Origin of the sequence: Tautonia sp. JC769, from assembly GCF_040717455.1 — a bacterium.
Classification (GTDB): Bacteria; Planctomycetota; Planctomycetia; order Isosphaerales; family Isosphaeraceae; genus Tautonia.
The window spans coordinates 131,058-144,748 of sequence record NZ_JBFEFH010000014.1 but is presented as its reverse complement, the minus strand read 5'-3'; the positions used below and the strand labels follow the sequence as shown (position 1 = coordinate 144,748).

The window sequence follows — 13,691 nt, the reverse complement described above, 5'->3', positions numbered from 1 at the left end:
GCAACACCTTATCAGCCCGCCCCCGGATTGTCCAGACTGCCTGCGCGAGGACCGACCCGCTCGCGATCGACGGCCCGGGCCACGCTCGGTCGCCCGACGCCGTTGCTCAGGCGGTCATCCCGCCATCGACGGCGATGACCTGCCCGGTCAGGTAGCGTGCACCGGGGCCGGAGAGGTAACAGACCAGGTCGGCAATATCGTCAACCTGGCCGAACTTCTTCATCGGGACATGCTCCTTGACCGCCGCCTTGACCTTGTCGGGCAAGACGTCGGTCATGTCCGTCTCGATGAACCCCGGCGCCACGGCGTTGACCGTGATGTTCCGCGAGGCCAGCTCCCGGGCCACCGTCCGGGTGAAGCCGATCAGCCCGGCCTTGCTGGCCGAATAGTTCGCCTGCCCCGGATTCCCCATCAGGCCGGCCACGCTGGAGATGTTGACGATCCGCCCGTAACGCTGGCGCATCATCACGGCCCCCACGGCCCTCGTGAAGTAGAAAGCCCCGAACAGGTTCGTCTCCAGGACGTCCCGGAACGCCTCGTCCTCCATCCGGAGCATCAGGCCGTCCTTCGTGATCCCGGCATTATTGACCAGGACGTGGACCTTCTCGAATTTCGCCTCGACCTCGCCCACGATCCGGTTCACGTCGTCCGAGCTGGCCACGCTGCCGGCGAAGGCCTCGGCCGTGCCGCCGGCCGACCGGATCGCCTCCAGCGTCCCCGCCAGACCGTCGGCTGATCGAGCCACCACGGCCACGGTGGCCCCGCTCGCCGCCAGGCGTTCCGCGATCGCGCGACCGATCCCGCGCGAGGCGCCCGTCACCAGGGCCACCTGACCCTTCAGATCGACTGTACAACCGGAATGCGCAATCACGTCGGCGGGCATGGTGCTGAAGGTCCTTCAACGCGGCAAAAGTGTCCGTCGGGTGCCCGACCCATTTTTTCCTCGGGCAATTCGAGCGGTTATATCCCCCCCGATCGCGGCCGATCAAGGCCAATCGGACTCTTGTCCCCCCCCTCACCGCGCCGGGACGCTCGTGCAGGGGACCTTGCGGTTGATCCGCTTCAGCAGGCCGGTCAGGACCCGGCCCGGCCCGATCTCATAAAACGTGTCGAAACCGTCGTCGATCATCCGACGCATCGAGGCTTCCCACAGGACCCCCCGCGTCACCTGCGTGGCCAGCGTCCCCCGGATCGCGTCCGGGTCGTCGCCGTGCGGCTCGGCCGTCACGTTCGAATAGACCGGGATCCTCGGCGGTTTCAGATCGGCCGAGGCCAGCACCTCGGCCAGTTGCTCGTCGGCCGGCCTCATCAGGTCGGTGTGAAAGGCGCCGGCGACGGCCAGGGGGATCACCTTCATCGCCCCCAGTTCGGTGGCGATCGGCTCGACGTGGGTCAGGGCCTCCTTCGACCCCGAGACGACGATGTTCCCCGGGCAGAGCATGTTCGCCTTCCAGACCGTCCCGCCGCCGATCGTCGCCACCCGGGCGATCAGCTCATCGACCTTCGCCTCGTCCAGGCCGAGCACGCTCGTCATCCCGCTCGGCGAGGCGTTCGAGGCGGCCTGCATCGCCTCCCCTCGGCGTCGGACCGTCCGCAGGCCGGCCTCGAAGTCGAGCGCCCCGGCGAACACGAGCGCCGTGTATTCTCCCAGGCTCAGGCCCGCCGCCCCGGCCACCGAGGCGACCAGCTCCGGCTCCCTCGCCTTCAGGTCCTCCAGGGCCGCCAGGCTGGCCACGAAGATGGCCGGCTGGCTCACGTCCGTCGCCTCCAGCGCCTCGGCCGGCCCCTCGAAGCAGAGCTTCGACAGCGGGATGCCGAGGATCGCATCGGCCCGATCGAACAGCTCCCGGGCCGCCGGGACCTCCTCATACAGCCCCTTGCCCATGCCAACCGCCTGGGCCCCCTGGCCGGGGAACAGAAACGCGACCTTCATCAGAGCATTCATCCGTGTTCGAGTTCTGGATCAATCCGGGGGTCTTCGAGCCGATCACGCGCGGTGAGTCACTGGGCCGAGTCCCCTTCGGCCTTCGGCGGCGCGACCTCCTCGATCTTCGGTGCGGCTTCCAGCTCCCGGATGATCTGGTCGTTGACCTGATCGGTGGCCAGGGTCGAGGCGACCCGCAGGGCGTTCTTGATGGCCCGGGCGTCGCTCGAACCGTGGCAGATGATGCACGACCCCCGGATGCCGAGCAGCGGGCCGCCGCCGTACTCGTGATACTCATACCGCCGCTTCAGGCCGCGGAGCGAGGCGATGATCTTGCCGCCGGCCTCCTCCGGAATCTCGGGCAGCAAGCGGGCGATTTCCTGCTTCAGCTCCGAGAAGAGGAACTCGACCGCCCCCTCCCCCGCCTTCAGCAGGACGTTCCCCACGAACCCCTCGCAGACGACCACGCGCGCATCCCCTTCGTAGATGTCGCGGCCTTCGACGTTGCCGAGGAAGCGGTTCGCAATCTGGCTCGCGCGGAACAGGGCGGCGGTGGACCGGGTCAGCTCGGTCCCCTTGGTTTCCTCGCTGCCGACGTTCAGCAGGCCGATGTGCGGCTTCTCGACGCCGAGGATCTGCTCGGCGTAGACGGCCCCCATCACGCCGTACTGGTACAGGTCTTCGGGCCGGGCGTTCATGTTCGCGCCCACGTCCACGATCACCACCGGCCCGTGGTGCGACGGGAAGATCGCGGCGATCCCCGGGCGACGGACGCCCGGCAGGAACATCTTGGCGTTGAACAGGGCCGAGGCGACCATCGCGCCGGTGCTGCCGGCCGAGACGATCCCCCCCACCTCTCCGGCGGCCATCAGGGCCCAGCACTTGGAGATGGAATTATCGCGTTTCTTGCGCAGGGCCTCGACCGGCTTCTCGTCCATGCCGATGACTTCCGAGGCATGGACCACCGGCAGGCGATCGCGGGGCGCATCGGGGTAATGGGCCAGTTCCGCCGCCACCCGGACCTCGTCGCCCACCAGGACCACGGTCAGGCCCGGCTCCCCCCGGACCGCCTCAACCGCCCCCTCGACGATCGGCCCGGGAGCCAGGTCCCCCCCCATCGCATCCAGCACGATCCGCATCGGTGATCCACTCCAGCTAGGAAGCGACGTGACACGCTCCCGATCCGTCGGTCATTGATTGAATGCCCCGGCCGGAGCCCGGCCAATGCGTCCACCCGGACCGGACCAAATCGCTCGGCATCCGATCCGTGCCGACCCGGCCGGCATCGCCTTCTCCGGTCGCGTCGACCCTCGAGAACGGGTCAAAACCACTCCGGATTGCATCGCCGAGGCGTTGCGAAGTGCGACATCGTAGGACATCGGACGCGGCCCTGTCAAGCACCGCCGCATTGCCCTAAGCCACGGCAATTTCAGCGGATCGGCCCGTCCTCCCTGCGGCGATTTTGCCCGATCGAAATCGGCGGAGTCGCCCACCCTTTACGCAGCCGGCACACGACTTGCACCCCTTCGTCCGGCGTGCGAGCGCACCGGAGCCCGAGGACCGTGGTTCAGGCATCTCGCAAGCGACTCGCGCCCTCGAATCCGCCGAGGCACTCCGCCCCCGGGCGGACTGGAGGCGTCGGGATCCCCGGCGTCCCCCAGCCTTCCGCCCCGCCCCGTGCCACCACCTTGCAAGGATAAGACCACCATGGCGACCGGTCAGACCCACCGCATGTTCCGGACTCGCGTCGACCTGCCCACCGAGCAACGCGAGAAGCTGGTCGAACTGCTCAACCAGCACGTCGCCGATTCGATGGACCTGTACACCCAGGTCAAGCAGGCCCACTGGAATGTCAAGGGCCGCAACTTCTACTCGATCCACGAGCTGACCGACACCTTCGCCGCCGAGCTGCTGCCGTACGTCGACGAGATCGCCGAGCGGGCGACCGCCCTCGGCGGATACGTCTCCGGCACGCTCCGCATGGCGGCCGAGTCGACCAGCCTGCCCGAGTACCCGAGCGACCCGGTCGACGCGCTCGACCACGTCCAGGTCCTCGTCGAACGCATCGGCGCCTTCGCCAACAGCGTCCGGGCCGCAATCGACCAGTCCGAGGAACTCGGCGACAAGGGCACCGCCGACCTGTTCACCGAGATCAGCCGGCTCGTCGACAAGCGCCTCTGGTTCTTCGAGGCCCACCTCCAGGGCAACGACTGACATCCAGCCGCCGCGCGGCCGCCCCCTCATCGTGCTGCTGGGGCCGGCCGCGTCCGCGTTTTTCGGTTCGCATCGATCAGGCTTCACACACATCAAAGGCGTCGGCACGCGATCCCGGGCTATTGCCCTTCGCGTGCCGACGCCTTTGTCGCGTTTGCTGGGTTCTTCAGTCAGCTCGGCCCGAGCGGCCTCGACCGATTACGGTTGGTCGTCTCTCCGACCTGAGCCGCCACCGATCACGTCGCGGAGTAAACCGCGCCCGACATCTCGGAGCAGGTCTTCCGCCGGAGGAGCGACCGGAGGCGGATTGCCGGGACCCGCTCCCTGGCCAGGGCCGGGGGCCTCGTCCTCGCCGAGGAGACGAAGCAACTGACCGGCCCCCGCCGCCGCCCCCCGGCCGATCAGGCGGCCGCCTTGCTGGCGGAGCCCGATCCGGAACGCCTCCTGATCGAGCTGCGGCTGGCCGAGCGTCCCGCCGATCGGCACGCCCACCCGGGTCCCGCCCAGCACGTCATTGAGCACCTCCTGACCGCCGAGCAATCGCTCGCTCAACGGCACGCCCACCCGCAGGGCGAGCGTCTGGTCGAGTCCGACCGACCCCTCGAACTGAAGTGCCACCCCTTCGGCCGCGACGATCTCCAGGCCGCTCTGATGCACCCGGCCGTCGGCCACCGCCACGTCCACCACCTGATCGATCGTCAGGTTCGGCACGTTCTCGGCCGCCAGACCCGACAGCCCGAGGATGCGCTGCATCATCGGCCCGGGGCCGTACTTGACCTGCTCGAAGGCCACTCGGGCCGCCATCTCGACCTCCGCCCCGCCTTCCTCCGGCGACGGCCCGGTCAGCGGCACGCTCAACCGGTTGACCCGGGCAGAGAGACGCCCGTTGACCTGCGTCGCCTCGCGGAGCACCGGGGCAATATACGCCAGCACCCTCCGCGACACGTCGTCGGTGATCTCAACCTTGTCGATCCCCGACCCCTCGGCAAGCGACAGGATCATTGAGCCGTCCTCGGCCAGATTGACCTCGGGCATCACGACCATCTGGCCGCCGTTCAAGGTCGTCGCGATCGGCTCGATCACGATCTGACCCCGGTCGCAACGCACCAACAGCGGTGCCGGCCCCACCTGCAGGCCGAAGACCGTGGCCTCGGTCAAATCGACGCCCAGCTCGGCATCGATGCCGTCGAGGATCTCCTGCGTCGAGCCGCCCGAGAGCGGTCCGTTCAGGCGGAACGGCCGGGGGGTGCCGACGAGCCTGGCCTGCGGCTCGGTCGCCTCGGCCACGGTCCGGCTGATGGCCTCCCAATCCGGCTCGAACGCCCCGGTGAGCGACGCCACCCGCGCCGTCGAGACCGCGTCGATCCGGCCCGACGCCCTCACCCGGCCCATTGCATGCTCGACCAGGACCTCCGCCAGGTCGAGCCGGTCGTCCGCCCCCCGGTAGACGGCGTCGAAGACCAACGCCGGCGGCTCGACCACCGGGGCCCCCTCGACCGCCGCCGCCTCCTCGACCATCGCCAGGCGGCCGCGGACGCCCAGGGCATCCTCGATCGGCGACACATCCACCACCGCGTCGATCCCATCGGTCTGCGCGGCGGCATGGACCCGGCTCCACCCGGTCGGCAACCCGGGAGGGGCGGCCGACCCTTGCACGATCAGGTCGAACCGGGCGGCATCGCGGACGATCGGCTCCTCGGTCAAACCGGCGACCTGAAGCGCCTGGCCTTCGACCGCCAATCGGGCCGTGTACGAACTGCCCGCCTCGTCGCGCCGGTAATCGCCACCGAAGCGGCCGGAACCGGCCAGGGCCACCTCTCCCAGCTCGACCCACTGGCGCAACTGCTCATCGAGGGCATCCAGGTCGATCGAGCCGTTGAACGTCACCCCTTGATCCAGATCCCCCTGCCCTTCGGCATTGAGAAACCGCGAGGAGACCGCCACCGTCTCGACCCCGACCGTCGCGCCCGACCCTTGCAGCAACCGGGCCGACACGGTGATCGGCTCGTCCAAGGCCACCACCCGGGCGCCGTCTCGGGCCGCCAGGCCGGCGAGCCGGGCCGTCACCTCGGCCGGCGAGGCCCCGTCTTCCCGGGCCGGACCCAGAATCACCACCGCATCGACCGACCCCTGTTCCAGGGTCAGCCCTTCTCGCAGGGCGAGCGTGTTCGGCAGTTGCCCCGCCAATGCGGCCAGGTCGACCCGCCCCACCCACTTCGACCCGCCTTCCGGCCCTTCCGGGTCAAGCCCGACGGTCGCCACCGGCGCGTTCAGGTCGAGCTGCCGGATCGCCACCCCTCCGGCCGCCAGGTCCAGATCCCAGGCCGCCTCGACCCGATCAAACTCCGGTTGATCTCCCTTCAGGGTCGGCCCCCCGACCGAGAGCTGCGTCAGGATCGCGTCCCCCGTCAGGTGCAGATCCGCCCCGACCATCCGGACGCCGACCTCGCCGCCGAAGATCCCTTCGGCCACGACCCCCGCCTGCTCGACGGCCAGCGGCCAGCGCGAGCCGGCGATGCTCACGACGGCCTCGGCCGCCTCCGGATTCCGGGAGTCGTAGTGCCCGGTCACGTGCAGACTCCGGGCATCAGGATTGGCCAGCGCGATCTCCCAGTTCAACGGGGCCGGCAGGCAGTTGAGCGTCATGTCGAGCCGCTCGGCCGTGACCGGCTCGGCCAGTTCCGGGCTGGTCAGCACCAGTGCCCCGGCATCGATCGCCAGGGTGAACCGCGTGGGAGGCCCCTGGTCCTCCTCCTTCGGGTCCTCGTCATCGTCCCCCCCGGCCAGGATCGGCCCGAGCGCCTCGGCCAGGTCGATCGACCCATCCGCCCGGCGCTCGATGTCGACCGCGGCCCCGTGCAGGGTCAAGGTGCCGAAATCCGGCTGCATGGTGATCAGTTGCCAGAGCGACCGGTCCAGGGTCGCCGTCGGGCTGCTGACCACCGCCTTGCCGTTGGCGTCCCGCAGCACCACCCCCCTGAGCCGCACGGGGTCCGTCCACGAGACGGACACCCCCTCCAGCTCGATCACCGTGGGGGCATACATCACGTTGACCTGCGCGACGATCGCCCGCCGGACGATCGGCGTCCCGATCAGCCACGGCAGGCCCGCAACCGCACCGATCAGCACGATCAGGCCGACCACCGCGACCCATCGCAGGCGACGCCTCCACCGGGGGCGGGGGCTTGGGGGCGTTTGTGACACGGATCAAGACTCCTTGGAGATCGAGCCCCTTCCGAGGCGGGACGGCCGGAGATCGGTCTTTAATGTCAATGCCCACCGCAGCAGCAATCATACCGAAACGCGGAAGTGTCGAGCGAACTCCGGGTCTTCGGCCACCCTCTCCCCACTCGTGCTCGGGGGAGAGGGGTTCCCCGTCTCCATCGCCGGGCGATTCCGCGATGGATCCCTCTCGCGAACGCGAACGCGAACGCGAGCTTCAACACCGTCGGATCAGGGCTGCGGCGTTTCGGCAGCGGGAGCCGGGGCCGGGGCCGGGCCGATCAGGTCGTTGAGCAGTTGGCCGGACAGTTCTCGGGCCGACTGCCGGAGCCCTTCTCGGGCGCGCTGGGCCTCGCCGGTCACCTGTTCCCGGACACCGCCGACCGCCTGGCGGACCCCCTGACGGGCGCCTTCGACCGACTGATTGACCTGGCCTTTCACCACGCCGAAGGTCGATTCGACCTCGCCACGCAACTCGTCGGCCGCCTGTCGGGCCTCTCCCTTCACCTCGTCGATAGTCAGCTCGACCTCCGACCGGAGTTCGCCGACGGTCTGATCGACCTCGCCGCGCAGCCCCTCGGCCGCACCGGTCGCCATCTGCCCGACCGCCTGGCGGACCCCGCCCACGACCCCGTCGATCACCTGCTCGGCCTCGGCCTGCGCCTTCGGGGCGAGCTCCTTGGGCGACGGCAACTGCGGCAGTTCGGGCAAGGCGGGCGGCGTGAGGGCCTCGGCCGAGCTGGAGGAGTCGAAGCGCGAGGGCGTCACCGAGTCATCGAAGAAGAACGGCGCGGGCATCTCCGGATCGTCGAGCGCGGTGGACCGTTCCGGGGCTGCCGAGGCGACCGGAGTCGGGGCCGACGCGGTTTCGGCCGCCGGCTTCGAGGCGACCGGGGTCGTTCCCTCTTCGGTCCCCGACCCGCAGCCGGTCAGCAGCACGGCCATCCCGGTGGCCATCCCCATCGAGCCGAGCACGCATCGGACGGCACGCGGACGAATCATCTTGAGCATCTTCCGTGACTCCCCAGCAGTCCCATTGGGCGAGGCCCGGCCGGAAGGTCACCCCCTGGGGCATCCTCGGCCGAGCTTGCGAACGACCGGAGGATACTCAGCTCCGCTCAATCGACAAGGCCACTTCCGGGCCTATCGGGGCGTTGCCCCCGCCGATCCCCCCCTGTAGCCTGACCGTTTCGAACGCGATGGCCACCGCCTTCTCTCGGCGGTCCTCGCTCGCCCGACCGTGCCGACCGATCCCCTCATCGACCGACTCCCGGAGGAGAAGAGGCCCATGCTCCCGACCCGTCGCGCCCTCGTCTCGCTGGCCCTCACGCTGCTGGCGATCGTGACCGCCCGACCGGCCCTCGCCGACGACCCGGCCGACCCGCCGACCCGCCGCCTGCTCTACGTCGCCACCCCCGGAATCCGCAACTACCTCGAATACGGCGGCCACGGCCTCCTCGTCTTCGACATCGACGACGGCCACCGATTCCTCAAGCGCATCCCGACCGGCGGCCTCAACCCCGACGGCGTCCCCATCAACGTCAAGGGGATCTGCGCCAGCGCCATCACCGACCGCCTCTACATCAGCACCATCACCACGCTCCAGTGCCTCGACCTGAAGACCGAGCACCTCCTCTGGGAGATCCCCTACGACGGGGGATGCGACCGCATGTCCCTCTCCCCCGACGGCAAGACCCTCTACCTCCCCTCCTTCGAGAAGGCCCATTGGCACGTCGTCGACGCGATCAGCGGCGACGTGATCGCCAAGATCGTGCCCGATTCCGGCGCCCACAACACCGTCTACGGCCTCGACGGCCGCTTCGCCTACCTCGCCGGCCTGCGATCGAACGAGCTGACCGTCGCCGACACCTCGACCCACACCATCGCCAAAACCGTCGGCCCCTTCTCCCACGCGATCCGGCCGTTCACGGTCAACGGCTCGCAGACGCGTTGCTATGTCAATGTCAACGAGCTGCTCGGCTTCGAGATCGGCGACATCACCACCGGCGAGAAGCTCGCCCGCGTCGAGGTCCAGGGCTTCAACCGAGGCCCCGTCAAGCGCCACGGCTGCCCGAGCCACGGCGTCGGCCTGACGCCCGACGAGTCGGAGGTCTGGGTCGTCGACGCCTACAACCAGCGGCTCCACATCTTCGACAACACCACCATGCCCCCCACCCAGCGGGAGAGCATCGCCGTCCGCGACGAGCCGGGCTGGATCACCTTCAGCCTCGACGGCTCGATCGCCTGGCCCTCGACCGGCGACGTGATCGACGTGGCCTCCCGGCAGATCATCGCCACCCTGGCCGACGAGCACGGCAACCCCGTCATGAGCGAGAAGGTCGTCGAGATCCACTGGCAAGGGGACGAACCGATCCGCAACGGCGACCAGTTCGGCCTCGGCCGCGTCATGAACGACTGACGGCGACCCGCCCCCAGTCATCCGACCCAATGGAGTTGCATCTCATGGCATCCGTCCGCGACTATGGCGCCGTCGGCGACGGCCAGGCCGACGACACCGAGGCCCTCCGCCACGCCGTCGAGGCCGGCGACGGCTCCCTGGTCTTCGACCGGGGGACCTACCGGATCTCGGGGACGATCGAGGTCCCGCTCGACGCCCACGGCCCCCTCGCCATCCGGGGCGACGGCACCGCCCGGGTCCTCATGACCGCGGGGGGACCGGCCTTCCGGATCGTCGGCACCCACAAGGGGACGGCCGACCCGGGGTCGCTCACTGACTCCGTGGCCAACCGCGAGCGCCTGCCGATCGTCTCCGGCATCGAGATCGTCGGCGAGCACGACGGGGCGGTCGGCATCGAGCTGACGGGCACGATGGAGGCGACCCTTCACGCCGTCCTGATCCGTCAATGCCTCATCGGCGTGCACCTGACCAACCGCAACCGGAACGTCCTCATCGACGCCTGCCACATCTACCACGGGCGGGGACCGAAGGCGATCGGAGTCTACTTCGACGGCGTGAACCTGCACCAGGCGATCATCGTCGGCAGCCACATCAGCTACCATCGCCACGCGGGGATCAAGATCGCCCGGAGCGAGATCCGGAACCTCCAGATCACCGGCAACGACATCGAGTACAACCACGACGACCAGGACAATTCCCCCGACTCGGCAGACGTCTGGATCGACTCCCGAGAGGGGACCGTCCGAGAAGGGACGATCGCCTCGAACACGATCCAGGCCAAGCCCAGCCCGAACGGGTCGAACGTCCGGATCGAAGGCCCCGATCGCGACGACTCGGCAGGGGCCGGGCTCTGGACGATCGTCGGCAACATCCTGCAGAGCCAGGAGCGGAACCTCTGGCTCCGCTCCTGCCGGGCCGTGGCCGTCTCGGGCAACTCGTTCGCCTCGGCCGAGCGGCATTCGATCGACATCGACGCCTGCCGGATCATCAATCTCGGGTCGAACACGATCGACCACAATCCCGACTACCGCGGCTCGTTCCTCGACGGCATCGTCATCCGTCGATCCTCGGCCATCAACCTCCACGGCCTGATCCTCGAAGGGGTCCGCGTCGGCCGTCCCGACCGCGGGGCGGCGATCGCGGTGAGCGACTCGGAGGCCGTCACCATCGCGCATTGCCAGGTGCTCGACCCGACGGCCCGGGCCATCGAGCTGGCGAACGTCCGGTCCACGATGGTCAACGGGTGCACCTTACTCGACCGCCGATCGGAACCGTCGATGACCGAGGCCATCCGCCTCCGAGGCCGGTGCTCCGGCGTCGCCATCCGGGGGAACCTCGTCACGGGTGGGCCATCGGCCATCGTCGCCGAGGCCGGGGAAACCATCGTGGTGGAAGGGAACCTCGGGGTTTGATTCGAGTCTTCTCGTTCCCTCATGCATTCGCATGATTGAACAGACGAGCCGAGCCGCGAGTCGTCGGGGACGACTCGCGGCTCGGACCTTTCGTTGCGTCAACGCGGACAATTACTGGGCGATCATGCCGCCGCCGCTACGCTCGTCTTCCTCGATCAACGCATCGGTGCGCTGGATTTCCTGCTTCTCTTCCTCGGTCAGCGGGGGCAGTTGAGACGGGTCGGTGATCGCCCCCCCCTCGGAACCACAACCCGCCAGACCGAGCACGAAGACCATGAGAAGAATGGGCCGAATCATCGGAACAGTTCCTAGGATTTGAGTGCGATGTGGACGCTTAGAACTCGTCGGCGCTGAGCGGTTCGCCGTCGTCGATCACGCAGAGCTTGCGGAAGGTCGAGGGGTCGATCGTGAACTTGACGAAGCGGACCGAGCCGTCGCCGAGCAGGGCGTTCATGCCGCCCGGGTGCGAGGCGCCGAACATCCGACGCCAGAGCGTGCCGCCGGTGTTCGGCTGCGAGGGGCTCGAGCAGTGCCCCTTCAGGGCCGGGGCCGCCGAGTCGGCGATCGGCGGGAAGTGCCAGCGGATGTTGTCCTCGTCCCAGCCGGAGTTGTTCCAGCGCTCGTTGTCGCCGCCGTCGGAGCCCCATCGGGTATCGGGCAGGCTCTTTTCGGCGACGAGGATCGAGTTCGAGGTGCCGTCTCGGAAGTCGGCCAGCTTGCGGGTCGCACCGCGGCCGCTCCAGACGATCGCACCCTTGCGTCGCCCGGTGTTCCCCTGGTTCGGGGTGGCCCGCTCATCGCCGATCGGCCCCAGGCCGTTCGGCGGCAGGGGGAGGAAGGGGGACGCGGTGCCCGAGGTCGTGCACTCGTAGGTCTCGCCCTGGAAGAACCCGGCGTTGCCGGCGTAGTCGACGCGGGTCATCCCGGCGTCCCCGTAGCGTTCCAGCGGGCGGCGGGTCGGGCAGTTGTAGATGGCGATCGAGACGCGGGCCACGTCGTCCTCGCCGTTGAAGTTGACGGGCCGGCCGCCGTGGATCGGGGGGGTATCGAAGTTGGCCAGGTTGTACACCTGCTGCATCTCGATATACGGCGTGATCTTGAAGAAGTGATTCCAGCCGTCGGGGTGGGCGGCGTTGCAGCAGGTGGTGCCGCCGTAGGTGTCGGTCCCGGGGCGCTCGTCGTAGTTGTAGCCGGCGGGGTTCGGGGTCACGCCGTCGGAGGTCACCGCCTGGGCGTGTCCGTCATGGGCACCCTGGGGGAGGAAGCCGTTGGCGCTCTCGAAGTTCATGAAGCCCAGGCCGATCTGCTTCAGGTTGTTCGTGCACTGGGCGCGGCGGGCCGCCTCTCGGGCGCTCTGGACCGCGGGCAGGAGCAGGGCGATGAGGACGCCGATGATCGCGATGACCACCAGCAATTCGATCAGGGTGAAGGCACGGCGGCGGGAGGGACGACGAAGGGGGCAACGCACGAGTCAATGCTCCAGGGAGGGAACGCCTTTGCAGGCCGAGGTTAGGTAGGTGCCCCCCGTTATAGGCCGGCTGTGTTTCCGCCTGATGAGGTGCTTGTGAACTTTGGATTAAACCTGTCGAGTCCATCCCCGACGCCCGTCATCCACGCGAATGAACACCATGCGAATGAAACATGAAGTTTCGTTGAAACCGCTGGACAGGGCCGATTTCCCTGGTATTCTCCCTGGATTCCCACCGGGCCGCCCGGCCAACTCCCTTCGCGAATTCGGAAGTCTCTCCATGAACATGCCACGCCTCGTCATCGCGTCCGTCGTCCTCTCCGGCCCGCTGCTCGCGACGGCCTCCCAGGCCCAGACGGCCGAATCGCCGGTTTATCAAAGCTGGGCCCGGGTCCCGGTCGGAACCCGGATGATCCAGAAGACCGTCTCCGTGGGGTCGGACGGCAGCCGCCAGGAGTCGCGGACGATCCAGGTCTTGCAGTCGATCGACGACGAGGTGGCGACCGTCGAGCAGATCTACGTCGATCCGCAGGGGGAGGAGTTCACCCAGGTCTTTCGCCACCGGCGCAGGGTGGTCTTGCTGCCCGGGGTGAAGGCGGAGAACCTCGGCATCCCACCCAACGCGAGCGACTCGGGCGCGGAGACGCTCGAGCTCGCCGGCCGGGCCTTCGAAACCAGGTGGTACGACACCACCGGCCAGGCCGAGGCCGGCACCATGCTGATCCGGACCTGGTACTCGAAGCAGGTCCCCGGACTGATCGTCAAGTCGCTCACCCGGATCGAAGGCTTCCCCTCGACCACCACCAATGAACTGGTCGACCTGATCCTCCCCTGATCGGCCCCTCCGCCCGCCCGGCTTCCCCTCGATGCTCGACCGGGCGGCGAGACGGCGCAGGGCTTCGCAAGACCATCGCCGTTGCGTTCGCGTCCGCGAAGCTCGCGTGCGGTGATCCCAGACCTTTCCCCCTCGCCCACCATCGAGAGAAGCGGTGGGCAAGGGGAGGATTGCTCGGCGAGGCGGACATGCCATGG

11 protein-coding genes are annotated in these 13,691 nt (G+C 68.7%); 4 read left to right on the top strand and 7 right to left on the bottom strand.

The genetic code is table 11. The features are described from left to right. Window positions 1-106: 106 nt before the first annotated feature. The 3 genes from fabG to plsX form a co-directional block, all read right to left on the bottom strand. A complete protein-coding gene (gene fabG / locus AB1L88_RS15205) occupies window positions 107-883 on the bottom strand; it encodes a 3-oxoacyl-[acyl-carrier-protein] reductase (RefSeq protein WP_367097521.1) in 777 nt (258 codons plus the stop codon). Between the two features lie 132 nt (window positions 884-1,015). Continuing rightward, complete coding sequence (fabD, locus tag AB1L88_RS15200; protein WP_367097533.1) at window positions 1,016-1,936, bottom strand: ACP S-malonyltransferase; 921 nt, start codon at window positions 1,934-1,936, stop codon at window positions 1,016-1,018. A gap of 65 nt (window positions 1,937-2,001) precedes the next feature. Continuing rightward, a complete protein-coding gene (plsX, locus tag AB1L88_RS15195) occupies window positions 2,002-3,063 on the bottom strand; it encodes a phosphate acyltransferase PlsX (protein WP_367097520.1) in 1,062 nt (353 codons plus the stop codon). A gap of 568 nt (window positions 3,064-3,631) precedes the next feature. Here plsX and dps point away from each other — a divergent pair. Beyond that, complete coding sequence (gene dps / locus AB1L88_RS15190) at window positions 3,632-4,138, top strand: DNA starvation/stationary phase protection protein Dps (protein ID WP_367097519.1); 507 nt, start codon at window positions 3,632-3,634, stop codon at window positions 4,136-4,138. Between the two features lie 198 nt (window positions 4,139-4,336). On the opposite strand, the gene AB1L88_RS15185 is transcribed toward dps, so the two are convergent. Then, window positions 4,337-7,342 carry a hypothetical protein gene (locus AB1L88_RS15185; RefSeq protein WP_367097518.1) on the bottom strand — a complete coding sequence of 1,002 codons (3,006 nt, stop codon included), beginning with the start codon at window positions 7,340-7,342 and terminating at the stop codon, window positions 4,337-4,339. 249 nt (window positions 7,343-7,591) lie between these two features. After that, the gene (locus tag AB1L88_RS15180) at window positions 7,592-8,362 is read right to left on the bottom strand and encodes a hypothetical protein (RefSeq protein WP_367097517.1); all 771 of its coding nucleotides are present in this window, start codon (window positions 8,360-8,362) and stop codon (window positions 7,592-7,594) included. A 286-nt stretch (window positions 8,363-8,648) separates the two neighbouring features. Here AB1L88_RS15180 and AB1L88_RS15175 point away from each other — a divergent pair, with 286 nt between their 5' ends. Further along, on the top strand, window positions 8,649-9,779 hold the full coding sequence (locus tag AB1L88_RS15175) for a hypothetical protein (protein ID WP_367097516.1): 1,131 nt from the start codon (window positions 8,649-8,651) through the stop codon (window positions 9,777-9,779). A gap of 44 nt (window positions 9,780-9,823) precedes the next feature. Continuing rightward, window positions 9,824-11,191: a right-handed parallel beta-helix repeat-containing protein gene (locus AB1L88_RS15170; protein ID WP_367097515.1), complete on the top strand. Its 1,368-nt coding sequence runs from the start codon at window positions 9,824-9,826 to the stop codon at window positions 11,189-11,191. 111 nt (window positions 11,192-11,302) lie between these two features. On the opposite strand, the gene AB1L88_RS15165 is transcribed toward AB1L88_RS15170, so the two are convergent. Together AB1L88_RS15165 and AB1L88_RS15160 are read right to left on the bottom strand one after the other, a co-directional pair. Beyond that, on the bottom strand, window positions 11,303-11,488 hold the full coding sequence (locus tag AB1L88_RS15165; RefSeq protein ID WP_367097514.1) for a hypothetical protein: 186 nt from the start codon (window positions 11,486-11,488) through the stop codon (window positions 11,303-11,305). Between the two features lie 37 nt (window positions 11,489-11,525). Further along, window positions 11,526-12,659, bottom strand: coding sequence for a DUF1559 domain-containing protein (locus AB1L88_RS15160; protein WP_367097513.1), 1,134 nt, complete (start codon window positions 12,657-12,659; stop codon window positions 11,526-11,528). A 280-nt stretch (window positions 12,660-12,939) separates the two neighbouring features. On the opposite strand from AB1L88_RS15160, the gene AB1L88_RS15155 reads away from it, so the two are divergent. Then, window positions 12,940-13,494: a hypothetical protein gene (locus AB1L88_RS15155; RefSeq protein WP_367097512.1), complete on the top strand. Its 555-nt coding sequence runs from the start codon at window positions 12,940-12,942 to the stop codon at window positions 13,492-13,494. The last annotated feature ends 197 nt before the right edge of the window (window positions 13,495-13,691 follow it).